Origin of the sequence: Furfurilactobacillus milii, from assembly GCF_021654115.1 — a bacterium.
Classification (GTDB): Bacteria; Bacillota; Bacilli; order Lactobacillales; family Lactobacillaceae; genus Furfurilactobacillus; species Furfurilactobacillus milii.
On sequence record NZ_JAIWJF010000007.1, the window covers coordinates 13,241 to 34,023 of the forward strand.

The 20,783-nt window shown below is 42.0% G+C and carries 22 protein-coding genes, 1 tRNA gene and 1 pseudogene; 18 read left to right on the plus strand and 6 right to left on the minus strand.

Annotation, left to right across the window (positions count from 1 at the left end; genetic code table 11):
• The first annotated feature begins 96 nt into the window (after nucleotides 1-96).
• The 8 genes and pseudogenes from LDK34_RS09090 (at nucleotide 97) to LDK34_RS09120 (ending at nucleotide 3,915) form a co-directional block, all read left to right on the plus strand.
• Entirely contained in the window at nucleotides 97-372 is a 276-nt protein-coding gene (locus LDK34_RS09090; RefSeq protein ID WP_236941744.1) for a Mor transcription activator family protein, read from the plus strand.
• A gap of 73 nt (nucleotides 373-445) precedes the next feature.
• On the plus strand, nucleotides 446-709 hold the full coding sequence (locus LDK34_RS09095; protein WP_236941745.1) for a Mor transcription activator family protein: 264 nt from the start codon (nucleotides 446-448) through the stop codon (nucleotides 707-709).
• 128 nt (nucleotides 710-837) lie between these two features.
• On the plus strand, nucleotides 838-1,107 hold the full coding sequence (locus LDK34_RS09100) for a Mor transcription activator family protein (protein WP_017263001.1): 270 nt from the start codon (nucleotides 838-840) through the stop codon (nucleotides 1,105-1,107).
• Between the two features lie 13 nt (nucleotides 1,108-1,120).
• Nucleotides 1,121-1,726, plus strand: a complete 606-nt coding sequence (locus LDK34_RS09105; RefSeq protein ID WP_236941746.1) for a DUF805 domain-containing protein — start codon at nucleotides 1,121-1,123, stop codon at nucleotides 1,724-1,726.
• A gap of 12 nt (nucleotides 1,727-1,738) precedes the next feature.
• Nucleotides 1,739-2,371: a hypothetical protein gene (locus LDK34_RS09110; RefSeq protein ID WP_236941747.1), complete on the plus strand. Its 633-nt coding sequence runs from the start codon at nucleotides 1,739-1,741 to the stop codon at nucleotides 2,369-2,371.
• Nucleotides 2,372-2,443, plus strand: a pseudogene (locus LDK34_RS12690) (zinc-ribbon domain-containing protein); the annotation flags it as partial.
• 171 nt (nucleotides 2,444-2,614) lie between these two features.
• Nucleotides 2,615-3,310, plus strand: a complete 696-nt coding sequence (locus LDK34_RS09115) for a hypothetical protein (protein ID WP_236941748.1) — start codon at nucleotides 2,615-2,617, stop codon at nucleotides 3,308-3,310.
• A gap of 20 nt (nucleotides 3,311-3,330) precedes the next feature.
• Nucleotides 3,331-3,915 (plus strand): hypothetical protein, encoded by a 585-nt coding sequence (locus LDK34_RS09120; protein WP_236941749.1) that lies wholly within the window; start codon nucleotides 3,331-3,333, stop codon nucleotides 3,913-3,915.
• Between the two features lie 173 nt (nucleotides 3,916-4,088).
• Here LDK34_RS09120 and LDK34_RS09125 read toward each other — a convergent pair.
• A tRNA-Asn gene (locus LDK34_RS09125) sits at nucleotides 4,089-4,160 on the minus strand.
• A gap of 237 nt (nucleotides 4,161-4,397) precedes the next feature.
• On the opposite strand from LDK34_RS09125, the gene LDK34_RS09130 reads away from it, so the two are divergent.
• Nucleotides 4,398-5,225 carry a mechanosensitive ion channel family protein gene (locus LDK34_RS09130; RefSeq protein WP_236941750.1) on the plus strand — a complete coding sequence of 276 codons (828 nt, stop codon included), beginning with the start codon at nucleotides 4,398-4,400 and terminating at the stop codon, nucleotides 5,223-5,225.
• Nucleotides 5,226-5,242: 17 nt separating this feature from the next.
• Here LDK34_RS09130 and LDK34_RS09135 read toward each other — a convergent pair whose 3' ends face one another.
• From LDK34_RS09135 to LDK34_RS09150, 4 genes are read right to left on the minus strand one after another with little or no spacing between them, the layout of a single operon-like run.
• Nucleotides 5,243-6,139: a polysaccharide deacetylase family protein gene (locus tag LDK34_RS09135; protein ID WP_236941751.1), complete on the minus strand. Its 897-nt coding sequence runs from the start codon at nucleotides 6,137-6,139 to the stop codon at nucleotides 5,243-5,245.
• The gene (locus tag LDK34_RS09140; protein WP_236941752.1) at nucleotides 6,120-6,437 is read right to left on the minus strand and encodes a hypothetical protein; all 318 of its coding nucleotides are present in this window, start codon (nucleotides 6,435-6,437) and stop codon (nucleotides 6,120-6,122) included. Before LDK34_RS09140 ends, LDK34_RS09135 begins: the two co-directional genes overlap by 20 nt.
• Nucleotides 6,437-7,651 (minus strand): glycosyltransferase family 2 protein, encoded by a 1,215-nt coding sequence (locus LDK34_RS09145; RefSeq protein WP_236941753.1) that lies wholly within the window; start codon nucleotides 7,649-7,651, stop codon nucleotides 6,437-6,439. Before LDK34_RS09145 ends, LDK34_RS09140 begins: the two co-directional genes overlap by 1 nt.
• 18 nt (nucleotides 7,652-7,669) lie before the next feature.
• A complete protein-coding gene (locus tag LDK34_RS09150; RefSeq protein ID WP_236941754.1) occupies nucleotides 7,670-8,815 on the minus strand; it encodes a family 20 glycosylhydrolase in 1,146 nt (381 codons plus the stop codon).
• Nucleotides 8,816-9,163: 348 nt separating this feature from the next.
• Here LDK34_RS09150 and LDK34_RS09155 point away from each other — a divergent pair, with 348 nt between their 5' ends.
• The 8 genes from LDK34_RS09155 (at nucleotide 9,164) to LDK34_RS09190 (ending at nucleotide 17,534) form a co-directional block, all read left to right on the plus strand.
• A complete protein-coding gene (locus LDK34_RS09155; RefSeq protein ID WP_236941755.1) occupies nucleotides 9,164-10,099 on the plus strand; it encodes a phosphate/phosphite/phosphonate ABC transporter substrate-binding protein in 936 nt (311 codons plus the stop codon).
• Nucleotides 10,100-10,170: 71 nt separating this feature from the next.
• Complete coding sequence (gene phnC, locus LDK34_RS09160; protein WP_236941756.1) at nucleotides 10,171-10,953, plus strand: phosphonate ABC transporter ATP-binding protein; 783 nt, start codon at nucleotides 10,171-10,173, stop codon at nucleotides 10,951-10,953.
• Nucleotides 10,950-11,735, plus strand: a complete 786-nt coding sequence (gene phnE / locus LDK34_RS09165) for a phosphonate ABC transporter, permease protein PhnE (RefSeq protein ID WP_236941757.1) — start codon at nucleotides 10,950-10,952, stop codon at nucleotides 11,733-11,735. The genes phnC and phnE (LDK34_RS09165) overlap by 4 nt, the downstream gene beginning before the upstream one ends.
• Nucleotides 11,735-12,538 carry a phosphonate ABC transporter, permease protein PhnE gene (gene phnE, locus LDK34_RS09170; protein ID WP_431190216.1) on the plus strand — a complete coding sequence of 268 codons (804 nt, stop codon included), beginning with the start codon at nucleotides 11,735-11,737 and terminating at the stop codon, nucleotides 12,536-12,538. Before phnE (LDK34_RS09165) ends, phnE (LDK34_RS09170) begins: the two co-directional genes overlap by 1 nt.
• A 19-nt stretch (nucleotides 12,539-12,557) precedes the next feature.
• Complete coding sequence (locus tag LDK34_RS09175; protein ID WP_236941759.1) at nucleotides 12,558-13,493, plus strand: nucleoside hydrolase; 936 nt, start codon at nucleotides 12,558-12,560, stop codon at nucleotides 13,491-13,493.
• Nucleotides 13,494-13,743: 250 nt separating this feature from the next.
• Nucleotides 13,744-16,122 carry an ATP-dependent DNA helicase gene (locus LDK34_RS09180; RefSeq protein ID WP_236941760.1) on the plus strand — a complete coding sequence of 793 codons (2,379 nt, stop codon included), beginning with the start codon at nucleotides 13,744-13,746 and terminating at the stop codon, nucleotides 16,120-16,122.
• A gap of 1 nt (nucleotide 16,123) precedes the next feature.
• Nucleotides 16,124-16,738, plus strand: a complete 615-nt coding sequence (locus LDK34_RS09185; RefSeq protein ID WP_236941761.1) for a uracil-DNA glycosylase — start codon at nucleotides 16,124-16,126, stop codon at nucleotides 16,736-16,738.
• 154 nt (nucleotides 16,739-16,892) lie between these two features.
• Nucleotides 16,893-17,534, plus strand: a complete 642-nt coding sequence (locus LDK34_RS09190) for an SDR family oxidoreductase (RefSeq protein WP_236941762.1) — start codon at nucleotides 16,893-16,895, stop codon at nucleotides 17,532-17,534.
• A 105-nt stretch (nucleotides 17,535-17,639) separates the two neighbouring features.
• Here the strand turns inward: LDK34_RS09190 and LDK34_RS09195 are convergent, their stop codons facing one another.
• Nucleotides 17,640-18,500 carry a VOC family protein gene (locus LDK34_RS09195; protein ID WP_236941763.1) on the minus strand — a complete coding sequence of 287 codons (861 nt, stop codon included), beginning with the start codon at nucleotides 18,498-18,500 and terminating at the stop codon, nucleotides 17,640-17,642.
• A gap of 169 nt (nucleotides 18,501-18,669) precedes the next feature.
• Here LDK34_RS09195 and LDK34_RS09200 point away from each other — a divergent pair, with 169 nt between their 5' ends.
• Nucleotides 18,670-20,034, plus strand: coding sequence for a sensor histidine kinase (locus tag LDK34_RS09200; RefSeq protein WP_236941764.1), 1,365 nt, complete (start codon nucleotides 18,670-18,672; stop codon nucleotides 20,032-20,034).
• Nucleotides 20,035-20,783 lie beyond the last annotated feature (749 nt).

The following is a 20,783-nucleotide window of genomic DNA, read 5'->3' on the forward strand; positions in this document are numbered from 1 at the left end:
TGAAATATTATTCAGGTCATTTTTATTTATAAATAGACTTATTGTGTCTATGTAAAATTTTAGACTGAATTTACTGAGTATACAAGGAGGCCAGTTATGAACGAGATTTATATGTGGAAACAAATTTATCAAGAATTTTATGAAAGCGTTGGTAAAGAGGCAACGTTAAAGATATATCAAACTTATTCTGGCAATCAAATTAGTTTCCCGAAACGACTATTGAAGCCCCAATATGAGTACGAACAAATTATGGAAGAGTATAGAAGTGGTCTCACAATAACAGATTTGGCAATTCGACATCAGTACAGTGAAAGAACAATTTATCGAATCATTGATAGGAGCAAAGGTAGCCGGAACACCTTCAACCTGTAATGACATTTACATTACAGGAGTCATTATGGGTCTGATAATCTTATCTTAAAAATTGATTCGTGGGGGTCATCATATGGATGTGACGTCGGAATTACTTCAAGAGTCATATGCACAACTAGATGAAGTGTTGGGCACCGAGCAAATGATGAAAGTGTTTGAGATATATCGTGGACGTCAAATTTCGTTTCCAATGCGTTTATATGATCGAAAGAAGGTAGCAAAAAAAATCATCGCTGAATATAACGGGCATAACTTAGTGCAATTGACTCATAAATATGATTATTCCCAACGATGGATTCGCCAAATTATTCGTCAAAATGATTCAAAAACGGAATGATTTTGCATAGTTCAGGACGAATCTCGTGAAATCTTCACTACGTTTATACGGACATGTGCCTTGCAGGCCGCGTTAGTAACTGCACAAGGTTGTTGCTATGATGAAAAACGAAGGTGAGGAGGGGGCTTATGGACAAACAAAAAGTTGATCCTACCACATTACCGGACGTATATCGGCGAATCTATGATTTGCTGGGTGAAGACAAGCTGTTATTACTGTGGGACGCATTTAAGGGTGAGGAGATTAATTTTCCAATTCATTTAAATGATCGTGACAAGGTAAAGCCGAAGATAATTGAAAGTTACAATGGTTCAAATTTAGATGCCCTAGCAAAACAGTATGGTTTTACCAAACGCTGGGCTCGTCAAGTAATTAAATTAGCAAAAAATAATAGTTGAGGGGAACTTTATCATGGAAGAAACGAAATTCTGTACAAATTGTGGACAAAAAATTAGCACACAGGTTAAATTTTGTCCTTTTTGTGGTGCAATACAAAATACTAAAGAGAATGATTTTTCTAACGAAACGGCCGAAAGTAGTACTTTAAAAAATCAATCTGTGAACCAAAGGCAAGCCAACAATGGCAGTGATTCTAGTGCAAAGGTGATTAGTCCAAATGAAAATCACGAAAATGATTCGGCTAGTAACACATTTGCTTCAAAATCGTTTGCAGCCACTAAGGACGCTTTAAACAAAGTATTTGAGTTTAGTGGGCGGACATCGCAAACCGATTATTGGTATGCGCAGGTCGGATTGACAGTTATTGCTGCATTGGGCCTTATTCCGATATTTATTCCAATTATCGGTGTCATATTGGTGACATTGATTTATGTGGCGCTGGCCATCGTTTCGATTGCTCTGAGTATACGTAGATGTCATGATACGAATCGATCTGGCGGATACTATTGCCTGATATTTATTCCAGTCATTGGCGGCCCTGTTTTACAAGTGTTTATGGCGGAACCAGGAAATGAATATAGTAATCAGTTTGGGCCAGAACCTGTGAGCTTAACGTAGTGGGTGGATGCAATGAAAAAGGGTCCAAAAATAATAATTGCAATAATCATTTTGGTTGTTTTTGTTACTGGAGTAGTTGGAATCAAGAATCAGTTCATTATTTCAAAGGATCAATTGGCTGCCAACATCACTAAGGCAGCCCAAGATGAAGATGGTGAATTGTTTCTAAAACAGTTTGATAAGGATAGCCAAAATTTAGGTTTCGCCAAAACAGGGGCACAGAGTGTTGTTGAACAATGGCATAACCATGCTTCAGTTCCGACAGCGGAAATCGGGAAGCGTATCACGGACGGGCATACAATCGCTGGTCCATCCGTTAAATACAAGTTTTATGTAGAGTCAAAGAAAGTATTTGGGCTGTTTGACTCATATTACTTGGCGGCAAAACCAACATCTGTTCATTTTATGACCACGGATGATACAGAAAAAATGCGAATTACCATTACAAATGGTGGGAAACATATAAAGGCTACGGCACAAGATTTTAGAAATGGGCTGTTTCCCGGAAAATATAGTTTTCATGTTGACAGTCCTACTGAAGATGGGCGAAATCAGTCTGGTGATTTTTATGTAGCCGTAGCCGGTAGTAAAAATAGATTCGATATGGTCCTTTATTTTATTGATTCAGATTCAGAAGGGGAATAAATGAAAAAATGTGCGAATTGCGGGCATTTAAATCCCGACTCAGCAAAGTTCTGTCAAAAGTGTGGTACGCCTTTAACCAGTAATCCACACAGTGATAGCAGATCGAATAACGATCAAAATAATGCAAAAGTTGTGCGCAAACATCATGGCTGCCTTTGGCTAGTCCTGATAATGATAATTTTATTGCTTGTCTCTGGGCTGGGTTATTGGCTTTACGATACTGGTCGAATCAACATTGGGGGGATGAATACTGAATCAAGAAGTACCCGTCATGATAGTGAAGCAAGTAGCTTGAAAAAAGAAAATGAGCGTTTGAAAAAGACTAAAGAGGGCATTACGAATACGAAGTCTACGAATTCAAGTTCAAGTACAAACTCGAGTTCGAGTGCTGCGCCTTCGACACAAACAAGCTCTAATAACGTTACCCCATTAAGTTCATCTCAAAAATCGGCAATTTCATCTGCATTTACAAGCTGGGCGGCTCATCGGGCCCAGATGGGGAATATGGCTGTTAGCGATTGGTATTTTGATCATGGATCAGCTGGAGATTCTGATTGGGTGGCAATGACTTCTGATGGAAAAGTGTTAGTGCAAGATAACGGTAATCCTGGTTCTGCAAACTACAAAATTCAAGCGATCGGCGGCGTCGTATTTTACTCAGCTAAGGATGGAACAACAGGTCTAGATAGTGGACTAAACAGTGGCAGCAATGCTGACGGCTATTCAACAAATATGAGTTTTAGCAAGCCGATTAGTAAGTATTTATTAGCTAACAATGGAGTTGTCTATGAGCTTAAAATACCTGCTGGCACCAGCGCTTCGCCGACTACTGGTTTTACTAATGGAGAAGGTGCAGGCGATGGTAATCAGACTTTCCAAGTCTCACAAGATAGTGCCGCTCAAAATGAATTAAAACAGTTAATTTCTCAAAATAAGTGAACTGAGAGGTAAGATTTAAAATGAAGAAAGCGGTCCTAGTAGCTGCAGCGGTCTTACAATTAGGCTTGCTGGCAGCCTGTAGCAGTAATAATTCGAACAGTTCGAGCAATAAGTCAGACGTGGCTAGGAGCAGCAGCCTAGCTAGTTTAAAACGGGAAAACAAACAATTAAAAGCGAAGAGTAAGAAAGAGGCAAACTCCTCAACTCAGAACTCGGTCAGTACGGAAAGCGATAGTGTTAGCTCTGATGCAAGCAGTGCTAGTACTAGTTCGGCAGTATCGATTGCAAGCAGTTCATCACAAGCTCAATCTTCTTCCACCGCTCCAACGGGTCCAGCCGGTGAAACTGCCCAAAGTATGCGTGATTCTTTAGCTAGTCAGTTTGGCTGTGATTCGGCGGCGCTGGCCTCGGTGCCAGATGGCACTTTAGTTCAACAATATACTGCTTCTGAAGGTGCTGGAGAAGATATTGCGGGGTTCTATAATCGAATTCATTCAGCGTACCCAAGCATAGGCGGCAATGTTATGGGACAGAATCCTGAAAGTAATAGTACTGATAGTAGCGTTGATAGCAACGATGACAATAACGAGAATGATGATGATTAAAAAATATGGGCAACCACAAGTAAATGTGGCTACCCATTTTTTGAGTCGTGCAGACGATATTAATGTTGGCCCGTGAAAAGATGGGAGACCAATAAAAAATCTCTACAACACATGATGACTAAAACCATGCATTGTAGAGATTAACAAATTCATAGTAAAACTAAGGTTTAAAACTGCTCGGGTTGGAATCGAACCAACACACTTTCGATTAACAGTCGAACGCAGTACCATTGTGCCACCGAGCAATATCAATCAAGTTGATTTGTTAATATTATCAAGCAACTTATGAGAAGTCAATGAGTAAATGAGAAAAAATGGAAGAAATCGTTTTCTCGGTCGATTCAGTAAGATGCAACAGCTGATAGTCCTGTATTTTTTCAAATTTTTCTCACAAACAATTAACTCACCTCAAATTGAACTGACGAGTATGCTAAAGTTGTGATTAGTAAATCATCACAGAAGAACTGGAGTAGCAAATGATAATGATGGCCGTAGCGAGCTTTAGCGAATTTTTTGAACAGTTTAAGTGGCGGACGTTTGGCCCGCATCTATTGAATATGATGCTTCAAATTGCATTGTATTCAGTTCTTTTTTGGCTAATCAACCGGGCAATTATCTTTTTGATTGACCGTAGTTTTGGCACTTATATGAAGAATCGGCGAATTAACCAAAAACGAGCAGAAACGTTACATACCTTAGTTCGCAATACAACGCGTTATATTGTTGTCTTCTTTTTCCTCTATACGATTTTGAGCGTTCTTGGTTTTCCAATTGGAACGTTGATTGCCAGTGCTGGAATTGTAACGGTTGTTGTTGGGCTAGGTGCTCAGGGCATTATTCGCGACGTGATTGCCGGTTTTCTGATCTTAATGGAGCAACAGATGGAAGTCGGCGACAACGTCATCATCAATGGCACGACATCGGGGCGCGTAGTTGCGTTTGGCCTGCGTTTGACAACGATTAAAGATGCTGATGGTGGCCTGAATTACATCACCAACAGCAGTATTACTACAATTACAAACCAGTCACGCACAAACATGCGGGTCCAGATTGATTTACCGTTGAAAGCTGATACAGCTACGAATCAGGCCATTAAAACGGTTAAATCTGTGAATGACCGACTGTTACCTAAACACCCGGAGGTCGTTGGTCGCGCGGTTATTCAGGGACCAACGATTTTGCCTAAGACCCACCTGTTGGCAATTTCAGTTACGATGTATGTAAAAAACGGGGACCAGAGCAATGTCCGATCCACGTTTACGACGAGCTATTTAAATGCGTTGCATCAAGAAGGAATTGAATTGCCTTAAGCTAGCCATTTTCATGCTTACAGTCGCGTTTGCTTTAACCACTGATGAACGCTGGGCCAACTATTTGTATTAATAATAACCCGCGGCGTGTTTTTCAGATCCGTGTTTTCATCAACAATACCAGTGTTTAGTGTGTAGATGACCTCCAGTGGCTGACGTTCCAAAAATTCTTGAACCTGTGCATCACCACTACCATAAGGATACGTAAAGATTGGCGTTTCGGCGTCAATCTTTTTTTGCATCACGTTTTGGCTAGTTGCATAATCGCGTTTGAAACGCATGAAGTTGCGAGGAACGTTGAAGATTGGTGTGCCGGCACTATTCAGATAATGCATGTTGTTAGTATGCACGGCAAATGTCGCCAAGTCGCCAGCTCGTTTTCTCATGGTCAAGATCTGCGGCCATGTTGCCAGTTTGGTACCTGCTCGGTAGGCGCCAGTATTGCCAGTAATGATGGAAACTGTAAACGGAAAGTGGTGTTTGATCATCACTGGGGCGGCGTTATCCACAGTAGTTCGATCGATATCATCAAACGTTAAGACAACGTAACGGCCATGAATGCGCCGGTGTGATTCCACCATTTGCACCATTTGTGCCGTGGAGATTACTTTAACATGTTCACGGGCTAAAGTGGCCATTTGCTTTTTGAAGTCGCTGAGATTGACGTTGAAATCGTGAAACTGACTGTTGGGGGATAAACGTTCGTCTAATTTGACTGTTTTGTTGTCGTCCAAGATCCGGTGATAACAGAAAACCATGATACCGGCAGGCTTTTTTTCATCATGAGTGGAAATAGCATAACTAGGTTTGTTACCTAGTTCGAATGCAATATTGCGTTTAACGCTCACCGCTAGCGCGCCCAAAACGAGTAGTAAAAAGCCGGCTAAAATCCATTTACGCGTTGTTTTGCTCACGATGCTTTGCCCTCCGTTTCAAAGTGTTGATGTGCAGTGTGCCGAAAAAAGTGATCAAAACGGCAACAATGATGACGAGAATTGCCAGTGTTTTGTACAAATGTAGTGATAAATTCAGGACAAGGTAATCCGAAACGAGGGCGTCAGAATAGACGCCTAGCAAAAAACAAACATTGATGTAGATAATAAATCCAGTAATTAACCAAAGGACTAATAAAATCGCTGCCCGACGCAGACGTGCCCAAATTGATGGTCGTTTGCGGATAATCAATGAACGAGGATCTTTTTGTTGACGCATTATAACCCCCGATCTGGACTGCGCCATGTGCCTGCATGGTGCGGATCCAAGAAGAATGAGGCCAGTGCTGACAGGCAACTGACCAAATTGATAAACCAGTAGAAAATAATGTAAACAGGCAGTAATAATAAGTCTTGCCAAGCGATAAAATCGGATTGTTTTGAGTCCGCGAAGCCGATTAGAAATTGAATGATGCTGATCAGCACTAATAAAAATAGTACTACGCCATCCATAATTAATGTTTGCGTGAAGGCAATGGTAAATACATAGAAAAGTAGTACAAACGCACAGGCTAATGCCCATGTATCGCTGAGAACCATGTCTAATAATAACCACTGTGCACTCAGCGGTCCGCGTAACAACATGCCTTTATTGCGCCAGAGTACTTCAAAACCACCACGAGCCCAACGTTGTCGTTGATGAACCAGGGCACCGACATGTTCGGGTACCAAAATCCACGCAACGGCGTCAGGGCAACAGCTAACTTGCCATTGGTGTTGATACAAGCGCCACGTGATGTCGATATCTTCAGTCAAAGCTTGCGGATTCCACCAGCCGACTTGTGCTAGTGCTTCACGTCGGTAGGCGACTACAACGCCAGAAACGGTGGTAATGTGGCCAGTAATAAAGGCTTGACCACGTTTGATAATGTCAATAACCCCGATATATTCCAATAATTCAAGACGTCCTAATAAACTGGTCCGGTTGCGGACAATGGGTTTACCGGCGACAGCGCCAAGTTTTTTATTGTCGTAGAAACGCGCAAGCATTGGCTGCAAAACATCAGCATCGACGTAGCAGTCGGCGTCAAGACACAACAAGAATTTACCATGAGCCTGTTTAGCCCCCTCATTAAGGGCGTTGGCTTTGCCACGGTTAGGCATTAAAGGGACAAGCTTGATATCACAACGTTTGGCATATTGTCGCGCCAATTTTTGCATAACATCAAACGTATTATCGTCGCTACCATCGTCAATCAGGATTAATTCGATATGTTGATAGCTTAATGCGGCGACGGACTCGACAACTCCGCTAAGGGTCGCGCCTTCGTTATGCGCAGGAATAAGGACTGATACCAAGTCGTCTGGTTGACCAGCGGGCTGATTGACGAGTGGGACTGTTCTCTGTTGAATTGAAAAGAAGATCGAGCTGATGATCCAGATAATCGAAACAATTACCGGATATAAAATAACGTATGTGCTAATTAAGTTCATGATACTCCCCGATGATTGTTAGATAGGTTGTCGTGCAAGTTGCAGAAATTGACTCAAGAATTTTTGAGAAGCCTTTAACACTTGTTTGTCGTTGATGTTGCTGTGGGGATCCTTATCTGCCCAAATGGACACGCTACTGCCGACAATATTGTGCAGTGTGTTCAGGCTTGAGTCGTTGTCGTTATCCCAAATGGTTGGATCCCAATTTTGTTTCATGTCAGAAGTCATGTAAGCGACATTGCTGGATCTGACGTTCTTTTTTGACAAGTTGAAATAAAGATAATAATCGTTATAGTTCAGCACTTTGAAACCGTGATGAATTAATTCTGGCATTGTGGCCCACGCTTTTTGTCGTTCCTTGCCAGGAGCGCCTTTTTCATCGGCTGTCCAATTCCAGTACGTAATTTGAATATGTTTGTCATATTGATTAAGTGCCTGACTAATGTACCCATCGTTCCACGCCTCGGGGATGAATCCCAGGGAGCGAACGTTTTTGGCTAGAGCGTTCAAATAGGTGATATAAGGCTTGTTAACCCCAGTTTGATCGGTAAACTCATCGCTACCAAGGTGAAACCGCATGTTTTGCTGACCGGTGAATGATTGAGCCACCTCAGTATCGAGCCGTTTAACAAACGTTGTACTGGCCGTATTTAGATGAAACTCGCGACCGTAGCTTTTATTATTGTACGTCAATTGATCAACTTGTTGCGTTTGATGATTAGCGCGCATCGTTTTAACCATTCCGTCGATATGAGCAGGCGTATCAACTTCAGGAATTAAGGTTACGTGTTTTTGTTTAGCAAACGTCACTAGATCAGCAACTTGCGCTTTACTGTAAAAGACTTGATGCGTAGTGTTGTTACGCCAGACACCATTAGTTTGAGTCGCATTGGCTAACGTTTGACCGACCGTTTCGTTTTCAATTGCAAACGACTGTGCATCACTAAGATGCAGTTGAATAAACTGGCCATGGTTTTGCGCAATCTGTGAAATAAATGATTTGATCGTATCTGGTTGGTAATAACGGCGGGCAACATCAAGTGTGATCCCATTGAACTGACCATTTTCGCGTTGTTGATTGGCTGCGTAAACATGGATTTGCATTACAGAAATGGTGATAACGACGATAAAAGTGATGAGTAGCGAACGATGTCGTGATTTCATAATGTTCTTCCCTTCATAAAAGCATCGTTTCATATCATACTGCATGACGAGATTGAATAATTGAAAAGAATCAAAGCTTTACGTAAATGGTTTGTTTTTCTAAGTAAACTTTAACAACTGATATTTATGAATGTTTGTCAGTTTTTTTGAAAAGAAAAATAAGAAAGTTCGTTAAAACGGCAAATAAAACCTTTTACAAAATATAAAAATAATATTTTAACATCAAACACAAACTATTACGATATTTATACATTAGAAGTTCGTTAATTTCGTTGAAATGTCATGGAATTGTCGTTTACAATAACTCGTGTACTTAAACACCAAATTTTGTGAGGGGGATTCACACGAATGCATCGTAATTTAAAACGGTTGTTGATTGGTTTGACGAGTACGCTAGCTGCCGCCACGTTAATGACTTTCGGACATCCAAGTACTGTATCGGCCAAGTCTACATACACACCTAAATCTTTGACTGTTCAGTTTGTTCCATCATCAAACGCGAGCTCCATTGAGGCAAAGGCCAAACCCTTGGAAGGTTTACTTCAAAAACAGCTACATGTACCGGTGAAGGTCAGTGTTTCGACTAACTACAATACGATTGTTGAAGCCATGGGATCTAAGAAAGTTGATGTTGGTTTTTTACCACCTGATGGATACGTCCAGGCGCACAAGATGAACCATGCAAAAGTGCTTCTGCAAGCACTGCGCTATGGCGTAGATGAACCAAGTGGCAAGAACAACAAAAAGTTGGTTAACTACTATCGTTCAATGATTTTGGTTAAAAAGAATAGTGGTATTAAGTCGTTAAAGGATTTAAAGGGTAAGAAGATTGCCGTACAAGATACAACGTCAACTGCTGGTTATATCTTTCCGGTGGCGGAACTAGCCAAGCACGGTGTCAACATTAAGAAAGACAATATCAAAACTGTTACTGTCACAGGACATGACCAAGGCGTGATGTCGGTGGTTAACGGGAACACAGACGCGGCCTTCGTCTTTGCCGACGCACGTCAGATTGTTCAAAAAGATGTTAAGGATGTATTCCAGACAACTAAGCCGCTCTACCTGACAAACAAAATTCCTAACGACACGATTTCCGTTCGTGGCGATATGAGTCCTAAATGGCAAAAGAAGATTTCCCGTGCCTTTATCAAGATTGGTAAGTCCAAGGAAGGTCGCAAAATCATTAAGTCGGTGTACAGCCATGAAGGTTATGCACCAGCCAAGGACAGTACCTTCAATATTATTCGTCAGTACGACAAACAAGTTAAAGATGCTGAATAAGATGTAATTCGAATCATAAGGTGAACGGGGCTAGCTTCTCTCACTTTATTTTTGTGAAGAGGGAAATATTTATGACAAAACCGGAATTGAAACCGGTAATTGACGTGCAACACGTTTCTAAAGTTTATGAAAATGGGACAAATGGGCTGACCGATATCAATCTACAAATTAAGCCTGGAGAGTTCGTTGTGATTGTGGGGCTTTCTGGGGCCGGTAAGAGCACGCTGATGCGAAGCTTAAACCGTCTGCATCAAGTGACAGAAGGACATGTGTTAATTGATGGCCAGTCGATTACTGAAGCCAAAGGCAGAAATTTGCGTCGGTTACGCCGTGATGTGGCCATGATTTTTCAAAACTTTAATTTAGTTAAGCAATCAACGGTGCTTCGTAATGTTTTAGCTGGTCGATTGGGCTATTATCCAACGTGGCAAAGTAGTCTAGGACTCTTTAAAGAAGCAGATAAGCAACGCGCTTATAAAGCGTTGGAAAGAGTTAATTTATTGGATAAAGTGTATCAGCGCGTTGATCAATTATCCGGCGGTCAACAACAACGGGTTGCCGTTGCCCGAGCCTTTGTTCAAGATCCTAAAATTGTTTTGGCAGATGAACCGACTGCTTCTCTGGATCCTAAAACGGCTCATTTAGTCATGAATGATCTTAAAAGCATGAATCAGGAGCTCGGTAAAACTGTGGTGGCCAATTTACATTCAGTTGCCTTGGCTAAAGAATACGGAACCCGAATCATTGGTCTTCGTGCAGGCCGGATTGTTTATGACGAGCAAATTCAGGATGTGACGGACGTCGATTTGGCAGATATTTACAACGATGGTTCGTTAGTTGGTGAGGATCAATGAAACTTCCTAAACAAACAGTTGCGCAACGTTTTCACATTCGATTCTTCGGCGGTTTGATTATTTTACTGGTCTTGTTGATTGCCAGCAATAATTTTTTGAAGCTTGATTTTGGCGCGCTCATTCAGAATTTTGATCAGTTTCTGGCTCTTTTTAAAGAGATGATGCATCCAGATTGGAAGTCAGCACCATTTGTTGTTCAGCCCATGTTGGAAACCATTCAAATGGCCCTAATTGGTACCACGCTTGGTACCCTTTTGGCAATTCCAGCGGCCATTATTGCAGCCCGTAATGTCGTCACAAACAAATGGATCACGGGTTTCGTGCGAATCATTTTTAACATGATCCGCACGTTGCCAGATTTATTACTTGCGGCGCTTTTTGTGGCGATTGTTGGTATTGGACCATATGCTGGTGTGCTAACACTGACGATTTTTTCTTTCGGCATGATTACGAAATTGTTTTACGAATGTATTGAAACGATTGATAATGGTCCGCTTGAGGCTATTTTAACAACTGGTGGCAAACGTAGCGCGATGGTGATGTTTGCTATTTTACCGCAAGTATCTAGTCGCTTTATTAGCTACATTCTCTATACCTTTGAAATTAATGTGCGAGCCTCGACTGTATTGGGATATTTAGGTGCAGGCGGGATTGGTCAGCAGTTACAAACGTCGTTATCACAATTTCGGTATGACCAAACTGCAGTGATTATTTTGGCAATTTTAATTATGGTTTTGGCTATTGATGGTCTTAGCAATTTTGCAAGGGAGCGTCTTCAATGATGGGTTCAATACAACATAGGTCAGCTGGCGTTTGGCATCGGACAAGATCATGGCTTTTGGGATTACTAATCGTTATTGTCTATGTCTGGGGAATCTTTGGAATCAATTTCAGCAAAATCCAATCGTCGGCGGGAGCAGTTACTAAGGCTGTATTAATGGGCATCATTCATCCTGATTGGCATTATGTTTATCAGGGCAACGGTGAGGACTTAGTTAGCGTGATGTTACAGACATTGGCCATTGCTTTCGTTGGCACCATTATCTCGGCGCTTATTAGTGTCCCGTTTGCTTTCTGGGCGGCTAAACGACGTCGTCATCACTTTTCAGTAATGTCTACTAGTGGCCGGATCGTGCTAGCAGTCGTGAGAACTTTTCCGGAAATTGTGTTGGCGATTATGTTCATTAAAGCAGTTGGGCCGGGCGCTTTCGCAGGTGTGCTAGCACTTGGCGTTCATTCAGTCGGGATGTTAGGCAAACTATTTGCTGAGTCAATTGAAACAATTGATGTTGGTCCCAGCGAATCCATTGTTAGTGTTGGTGGAAACGCTGTGAACGGGCTTGTATTTGCAACGCTACCACAAGTGTTGCCAGCTTTCGCCTCATATAGTCTTTATCGATTTGAAATATCAGTTCGTTCTGCTACTATTTTGGGAATGGTTGGTGCTGGCGGTGTTGGCACGCCACTGCTGTTCGCAATTCAGACCCGTTCTTGGAATCGGGTTGGCATAATTCTCATCGGCATTATTATTACGGTGACGATTATTGATTATTTATCAGGTTGGTTACGAAAGCAGCTCGGTTAAAGGGAAAGGAATAAATGATATGAAAGTCTATTTTAATCATGATGGTGGTGTTGATGATTTAACTTCCTTGTTTCTGCTACTTCAAATGCCAGAAGTGACGTTGCTTGGTGTTGGCGTAATGGGGGCGGACAGTTATGTAGAACCTGCTACTTCAGCTACTCAAAAAATTATTGATCGTTTTGGAAAAGGACAGACTATTGAAGTGGCTAGTTCAGATGCTGGGACACGACATCCTTTCCCAACACCTTGGCGCCTCGAAACTTTTTCGATGACCGCATTGCCATTACTTAACGAGCACGAGCCAATTAAAACACCGTTACGGAGTGATTCTGCAGCGGAACATTTACGGATAATTCTGAGTGAGACTTCCGAACCAATCACATTATTATTCACAGGTCCATTGACAGATTTAGCGACAGTCATTCGTGCACAGCCTGAATTAACGAATAAAATTAGTCGATTGGTCTGGATGGGCGGCACTTTTCTTGAACGTGGTAATGTTGAAGAGCCAGAAGCGGATGGACATGCAGAATGGAACGCCTTTTGGGATGCTGAGGCCGTTAAGACAGTGTGGGAGGGCGACATTGATATTGAAATGGTTGGTTTGGAAAGTACCAATAATGTGCCGCTAACATCTGCTGTACGACGGCATTGGGCACATCGTCGCCAACAAGTCGGTTTTGATTTTTTGGGTAACAGTTATGCATTAGTGCCAGAATTACGACATTTTGTCACAAATTCAAAGTATTTTTTATGGGACGTTTTAGCTACCTGCTATTTAACTCACCCGGAAATAACAACAACCAAGCTAGTTCACGGCGACGTCATTACAAATGGACCATCACTTGGACGGACGATATTAACTGCTGATGGTCGGACAATTAGATTAGTGGATACGGTAAATAATGAACAGTTCTTCAATTTAATTGATGATTTAGCCTCCGCAGCTAATTAAACGAAGTTAGTTGCTGGGGTGAAGTCATAAGACGTGTTAAGTCAACAGCCATCCCTTACAAAGGGCTGCGTTGATAAAATTTGTATTTGGTAAGAACGGCAAATGGGCCCAATTCTAATGAAGAGTGGGCTCTTTTTGTTTATCTAAACTAAAAAGCAACTCGTTATTTATGGCCGTCTAACTTCTGAATTAAACATCGCCTTGTGATAAAGTAGACGGAGACATTTTCAACAGGGGCGAGGTGAGTGACGTGGCGACGATTAAATTAGGTATTCGTGAATTGGTGGAGTTTGTGCTTCGCAGTGGTGATCTCAATCCACAGACGGATGCCAGCACCAATACGGCACTCGCTGGCGCCAACATTCATCGACGACTGCAAAAACAGCGACTTAAAGATCATCCCGATTACCAAAAAGAAGTTGGTCTGAAGACTACCGTGACAATGAATGATCAAAGTTATAGCATTCATGGGCGTGCCGATGGTGTTTTCGAGGTGGATGATCAGGCACACATTGAGGAAATCAAAACATCTGATTTAGTGTTTGAAGATGTGCCAGAAAGCACACTGACGCTCTACTGGGGGCAGGTCAAGGTCTATGGTTATCTGCTGATGAAGGATCAGCACCGTGACCATGTGACATTGCAACTGACGTATTATCAGACAAACGAAGATAAGGTGACGACTCAAGAACAAGATTGGTCGTTTGAAGAGTCTCAAAAATTCTTTCAATCCCTTATTGATGAGTACGAATCTTGGCTGATTTTGCGGGCCGACATGCGTACTCAGCGTGATCAAACGATTGCGGCCTTAAAGTTTCCGTATCCGGCTTATCGCACAGGTCAACATGAGCTGGCCGTAGCGACTTATAAATCCATTATGCTTAAAAAGCAGATGTTGGTCGAGGCACCCACGGGCACAGGTAAAACGATATCGACGCTGTTTCCGACCATAAAAGCAATGGGGGAAGGGCTCATTCAACGGACATTTTACCTAACTGCCAAGCAAAGCACTCGGCGCGTGGCAGAGGATGCCTTATCCTTAATGGCGACGCAAGGCCTCTTGTTGAAAAGTATTACGCTAACTGCCAAGGAGACAATTACGTTTCCAGAGGAAGCTGACGTTGCCCCGGCGGACAATCCATTTATGTTGGGCTACTACGATCGCTTGAAACCCGCTCTCATGGACATTTTGACGCATGAACAGCAAATTACCCGTGCGGTTATTGAAACGTACGCTCACAAACATACGCTAGATCCGTTTGAGTTTTCACTGGACGTAAGCTTGTTTTGTGATGTTATTGTTTGCGATTACAATTACCTTTTTGATCCGTTAGTATACTTACAACGATTTTTTAGTGAACCTGATGAGGATAACTTCTTCCTCATTGATGAAGTTCATAATTTGCTGAGTCGGGCGCGAGAGATGTATTCGACTAGTGTTGATGAGCAAGAAATCAAGGATCTCAAGCCATTGTTTAAAGGGGACAAAGGTTTTCACCGCCACGTTAATACATTGATTAAAACCTTTAAGGCGTTGTCATCGTTGCTGGATGATGAACAATCAGATGACCTCACTATTCAGCCGCCGCTCACCTCATTTGTCGAGGAACTACAACATTTTAATGATTTTATTTCTGACTGGCTGCCAAAACAGGAAGATGGTGAGGAGCTGCAGAAAGTACTAGATGCGTATTTTGCCTGTCTAGATTATGTTCGGTTAAGCGATAATTATGGTGAAGAGTACCGAACGCGATTATTTCAAACGAACCGTGGGCTCTGTGTGAGATTAGTTTGTCTGGATCCAAGCACATTTCTTAATCAATCAATGCATCTAGGCCGGGGAGCTGTCTTATTCTCAGCAACCGTGACGCCGCTTAGTTATTATCAGCAGGTCTTAGGTGTTGACGACGATGGCATCACGTATCAGTTGCCGTCGCCGTTTGAACCGCGGCACCAAGCAATCCTGGTAGCAAATTATATTCAAACGACATATCGTCAGCGGGATGCTAACTTGACGAAGATTCTGACGAGTATTCATACATTAGTAGCCGGCAAGATTGGCAACTATCTGATTTTCTTTCCATCACACGGTTATTTGACGACTGTTGTTGAAGCGTATCGGCAGGCTTACCCAGATGAGCGGGTCATCCAGCAGGAACCGGCGATGCAAAGTCAGGATCGGGATGCCTTTTTGGCAAAGTTTCAGCCAGACGCCGCTCAGTCATTAGTTGGTTTTGCCGTGCTCGGCGGCATTTTTTCTGAAGGAATTGACTTGCCAGCAGACCGACTGATTGGCGTGGGCATCGTGAGTGTTGGTCTGCCTGGTTTGAATGTAGAAACCGATCTTATTCGTGATTATTTTGATGGAACAAATGGTCACGGTTTCGAATACGCGTACCAGCTGCCGGGTTTGAATAATGTGCTGCAGGCGGCCGGTCGATTAATTCGCAGTAGTCACGATCAGGGCATTGTCCTCTTGATGGATCAGCGTTTTAGTCAGTCACGTTATTCAAACTTATTTCCGCCGCATTGGCGCTTTTGGCGAGGCGTCAATAATGTACAGGCCCTTTCAGCCTGTATTGACGCATTTTGGAAACAGACGACATTACCACAAACAAAGGAGTCTTAGTATGGCGACGTTTTTAACCCCAGCACTCATTCAGCGTGCGCATGAATTAATCGATGCTAATGATAATTTGGAGGGCTTCGTGCCAGGTGAAGGGTCACTAACGCCAAAGCTAGTGCTGGTTAGTGAAGCGCCTGGCGCTAAAGAAGCAGAACTTAGTCATGGGTTTCAGGGGCCAGCCGGTACAGAATTGAACCAGTGGTTAGCATCGTTAGGCATTAGCCGAGATGAAATTTATATGACTGGGGCGATCCGGGCAAGGCCATTTACGGAATCCAAGGGTCGTAAGCGGGATCGCCGCCCAACGCAGGTTGAATTAAAGGCATTTGCGCCGTTATTAGATCATGAATTAGCAGCGTTGCCGGAGGGAACTTTACTGGTTCCACTTGGAAATACTGGTTTGCAACGGTTACTAGGCAATAAGATGAAGATTACCCAGGTTCACGGTGAGTTAATGAAAATGCCGATTTTGAGATTTCATTCGGCCACGGATCAGTTCAAACCTGGTTCACGAGTATACTCATTATTTCCATTATTCCATCCATCTTATGTGCGTCGTTTTCCTAGCAAACGACCGCTTGTCGAGGATGATTTAAAGATGTTAAAAACGTTAATCTAATAACGAAACTATGAAGTGCTTCACACTCAACGGCTTGGTTGAGGATGAAGCATTTTTTATAAGGCTTTGAAGTGACTTTGGTTGAATTTATAACTGTAATGATTATAATTACAATTGAAATCAAAAAATCACATGACCATTTAGGAGGTTCATTATGCAACACGTGTTAATTTTAGGTGCTGGTGGAAAGATTGCAAAGTTGACTGAAAGCATGTTATTAAAAGAAACAGATGCGACTTTAACACTGTTTCTGCGCCATCCTGAAAAGGTTACAGTTAGCGATGAACAGCGTGAAACGGTGGTTACTGGGGATGCAGCTAATGTGGATGACCTTGCTCGAGCAATGAGAGGGCAGGATGTCGTTTATGCTAATTTAGCGGGATCAAATATTGAGACTCAAGCACAACAGGTCGTTAAGTCGATGGATGAAGCGAAAGTTAATCGGCTAGTTTGGATCTCAACGTTAGGTATTTATGATGAAGTTCCTGGTGCGTTTGGCAAATGGAATCACCAGATGTTGGATGATGGCTATTTACCAACGTATGCGGCAGCAGCAAAAGTAATTGAGGGTTCCGACTTGGATTACACAATTATTCGACCCGCGTGGTTACAAAATCAAGATGAAGTGAATTACGAACTGACAAACAAAGGCGATGCGTTTAAGGGGACAGAAGTTTCTCGTAAGAGCATTGCAGCTGTAGTTACCAGTTTGATTCAGGATCCAACTAAGCATATTCGCACTTCGCTAGGAGTTAATAAACCCGATACGGATGGTGCCAAACCTAGTTGGTACTGAACGACAACGCACATTAACGATTGTTAATTCCAAATTCAAAAATAAAGACTTCCATCCGTTCAAGATTACACAATGTATGATGAATGGATGGAAGTCTTTTTAGTATCATTCGTCTTGATGATAGACAAGATACAATAAATTGTGGTCTGGGTCATGCAGTTGTAACTGGTGATTCATTTCGTCAAAGGGCCACTGTTCAGCTGTTAAATGCTTTCGTAATGCTGACCATGCGGACGCACTTCCTACATCGATATTAAAATCTAGTAAGCCAGTTTGGTTAGCGGCCATTTGTGGGTATGGGCCATGCCAATCATTTAAGGCAATATGATGGTGATAACCGTCTGCAGCTAAAAATGAGGCTTGTGGCACTTCCCAATCCTTTAAATCGAAGCCAAGTACATGTTGATAAAAGTCGGTGCTGGGCTTTAACAGACTCACACGCAAATGAATGTGTCCGAGTCGAGTTCCGATTGCTAGGCCGTGCCACTGGTTGTTGGCTTCATGCAGCAATGAATCTTTGTCTAAGGGAATAGTACGTTGAGGCATACGACCATTTGGAAGAATGAGCCATTCATTACGGGGCAAGTCATAGTAAACTTCGACAGCGTTCATCTCCGGATCCCAAACATACAAGGATTGACTGAAACGATGATCAGCTGCCAAGAATACAGGAATGTGATGTTGCTGGTAGTGTTGTAATGTGTTTGCTAAATCTTGCCGTGTTGGCTGAACCCAAGCGGTATGATATAAGCCGGTAGTGTGCAGATTGCGGGTAGTATCGTATCCCTGTTTGAGTGTCAACTGCGGTCGATCATCTCCCGGAATGGTCAGAATTGCTGTTTTCGATGTTTCTTGTTGTAACTCTAGACCAACGATCTCTGTATAAAACGTCGTCATTTTTGAAAGGTCATGAACGCGAAGAGTTACATGACTAATATTTGTGTTTGGACTAATTTGAAATGGCATAAAGGCACCTCCTATGAAGGGTAGGTAAATTTAAACTCAGCGTTGTGTACAGACAAAGACTTATTGCATTGATTGAAAAAGTTTTTGTACAAATAATCGATTATTTTCATTACTAATAGTCAATTTAGTTATATTATTTATTTATGATCGAGGGAGAGGGAGAGAATCCATGTTACTGACCATAGTAGGACTAATTGCCAACCAAAGCGCCATGATTACTGTTGTTTTTTTCTGTATTTTATTTCGCAAACAAATCTCGAAGAGACAGGCATGGCTATGGTTTATTTTGACATTTTTAACAGAATTCATATCCATGGGAATTGCAGCAACTTGGCCGAATTTACCAAACGTATATGAAGGGATGCTGCCATTTTTCATTCTCAACAGTCTAATGCTAAGGTGGGTTTCTAAGCTTAAATTAGTTAACGTTGTTCCAATTCTAATTATTTTTAACGCCCTAGGTAGATTTGTGGGTGGTGTTATTGGATTATTGGTGGAATTAGTCTTAACTCCTGGATTAACAATCTACACGCATTCAATCACAAGCCAATATGTTACGTTGAACGCTGAATTAAACCAAATGATTGCGATGATATTTGCCTTTGCAATATTTATTCCATTAGCGTTTTTTGCTAGCGATGCTGACGAGCGATTCGAATTTGTGAGCCGTCTGCGTAAAATCAGAGTTGATGGTTTTGACTACACGCTCGTCTCAATTTACTTTATATTTTATTTTATTTCCCTGCAGATCGTTATGCAGGAAAAATTACAGTTACAAACACAATTCACGTTTTTGCTCGGCATAGTTTTAGGAACGTTCTATTATTATCTTGTTTTATCTCGTTTTGAGCAGCTGACTAACGATCAACTGATTGAAAATTTACGGGGATATGATGCTTCGGTCAGTCGCATGAACGAAGAAATGCATCGCTTTTCTCATGATTACCAGAATGTTTTGCTAGGCCTTAGCTATTTTGTAAAGCGTTCTAATGATGTCGAACTTCAAAAGTATTTTGCGCAGGTCACGAAGGATAGCAATAACCGCTTTGCTAACATGGGAACGGGAGACATTGAAAGATTACGTTATCTGAACAGCGGCTACATTAAAGGTTTGATTTATTCGAAACTGTTACTTGCTGAAAAGAACAAAATCAAATTTTCGGTCTTGATTAATCAAGAAATTAAACTGCGTGAAGAGCAGTCTGTTGACCTAGTCAGAATATTCGGCAATGTCATTGATAACGCAATTGATGCTGCTAAGGAAAGTGATCAAGTTGTTCGACTTAGTGCAGTGCCAAGTGAACAAGTCAATTTGTTTGAGGTTCGTAATACGATTCCTAGTGACCAAAAATTGGACATCAGCCACGCGTCTAAAATCGGAGTGACGACAAAAGAAGGACACATGGGAATTGGGATGAATAATATTCGTCGGTTAGCCAAACAGGGGATTGAGGTTGAACAAGTTATTGATGATCAGCAATTTATTACGACCATCAAAGTTCCGAGCGATACCTCAAAGACTGAGACCCAGTAAAACCATGCTGTTTGGCTTGTTGCTACGATGACCCTTATGTCTAGATACGGAAATATTTGTGGCCTGAAACTGGGACATAACACATCAAACTGAACCTTAGTGAAACGATAACAAGCAATTTTTCTTCAATCGAAAAAGTTTATGCGGATGAAAGATTGCCGCAAACACGAGACCTAACAGTGCTTTTCGCTTATTTATCATAAAGACGATGTTTATGGACTTTTCCCATGAACATCGTCTTAGTGTTATCTGGGAAAGCTCAAACGTGTGATATCACTATTTTTTTCACAAAAAAAGGCTCCGAGCCTTCTCTACCCGGAACCTGTTACATCAAGGAAAGATCCTCAATCGGCGTGACATTCGTTTTACAATTCGGAATGAGCTAACACCTCAATATTTAATTTACGTAACGCCGTGTCCTGACCTACCTGCCCACTTGTAAACTGTCTGCTAATGTGGGCGGAGTAGTAATCAACATTACCACTGGCCGCTCATCACCATTTGATCGACAGGCAAACGGCGGTATCGGTATTACGCGTGGAACACATATGACTCTGTATCGGCCATACACCTCCCAAGTGAATCCTTTACGGTTTTGGTACGGGAAACGCAGAAACTCAAAGCATCGGGTTTCTTTTATACAAACTTGGTCATTGGTATCGCCTGCTTAGAGAGTTGAAAAACAACCAACATCACATGCTCAACTTGAAACTTTGGTATAGAACTTTTGAAACAGATGAAACAGAACT

Coding starts and splice junctions, on each gene's coding strand:
- LDK34_RS09120 (WP_236941749.1), top strand. CDS start 3,331: ATGAAGAAAGCGGTCCTAGTAGCTGCAGCGGTCTTACAATTAGGCTTG.
- LDK34_RS09185 (WP_236941761.1), top strand. CDS start 16,124: ATGGCGACGTTTTTAACCCCAGCACTCATTCAGCGTGCGCATGAATTA.
- LDK34_RS09155 (WP_236941755.1), top strand. CDS start 9,164: ATGCATCGTAATTTAAAACGGTTGTTGATTGGTTTGACGAGTACGCTA.
- LDK34_RS09100 (WP_017263001.1), top strand. CDS start 838: ATGGACAAACAAAAAGTTGATCCTACCACATTACCGGACGTATATCGG.
- phnE (WP_236941757.1), top strand. CDS start 10,950: ATGAAACTTCCTAAACAAACAGTTGCGCAACGTTTTCACATTCGATTC.
- LDK34_RS09190 (WP_236941762.1), top strand. CDS start 16,893: ATGCAACACGTGTTAATTTTAGGTGCTGGTGGAAAGATTGCAAAGTTG.
- LDK34_RS09090 (WP_236941744.1), top strand. CDS start 97: ATGAACGAGATTTATATGTGGAAACAAATTTATCAAGAATTTTATGAA.
- phnC (WP_236941756.1), top strand. CDS start 10,171: ATGACAAAACCGGAATTGAAACCGGTAATTGACGTGCAACACGTTTCT.
- LDK34_RS09130 (WP_236941750.1), top strand. CDS start 4,398: ATGATGGCCGTAGCGAGCTTTAGCGAATTTTTTGAACAGTTTAAGTGG.
- LDK34_RS09140 (WP_236941752.1), bottom strand. CDS start 6,437: ATGCGTCAACAAAAAGATCCTCGTTCATTGATTATCCGCAAACGACCA.
- LDK34_RS09150 (WP_236941754.1), bottom strand. CDS start 8,815: ATGAAATCACGACATCGTTCGCTACTCATCACTTTTATCGTCGTTATC.
- LDK34_RS09175 (WP_236941759.1), top strand. CDS start 12,558: ATGAAAGTCTATTTTAATCATGATGGTGGTGTTGATGATTTAACTTCC.
- LDK34_RS09195 (WP_236941763.1), bottom strand. CDS start 18,500: ATGCCATTTCAAATTAGTCCAAACACAAATATTAGTCATGTAACTCTT.
- LDK34_RS09200 (WP_236941764.1), top strand. CDS start 18,670: ATGTTACTGACCATAGTAGGACTAATTGCCAACCAAAGCGCCATGATT.
- LDK34_RS09095 (WP_236941745.1), top strand. CDS start 446: ATGGATGTGACGTCGGAATTACTTCAAGAGTCATATGCACAACTAGAT.
- LDK34_RS09110 (WP_236941747.1), top strand. CDS start 1,739: ATGAAAAAGGGTCCAAAAATAATAATTGCAATAATCATTTTGGTTGTT.
- LDK34_RS09145 (WP_236941753.1), bottom strand. CDS start 7,651: ATGAACTTAATTAGCACATACGTTATTTTATATCCGGTAATTGTTTCG.
- LDK34_RS09105 (WP_236941746.1), top strand. CDS start 1,121: ATGGAAGAAACGAAATTCTGTACAAATTGTGGACAAAAAATTAGCACA.
- phnE (WP_431190216.1), top strand. CDS start 11,735: ATGGGTTCAATACAACATAGGTCAGCTGGCGTTTGGCATCGGACAAGA.
- LDK34_RS09115 (WP_236941748.1), top strand. CDS start 2,615: ATGAATACTGAATCAAGAAGTACCCGTCATGATAGTGAAGCAAGTAGC.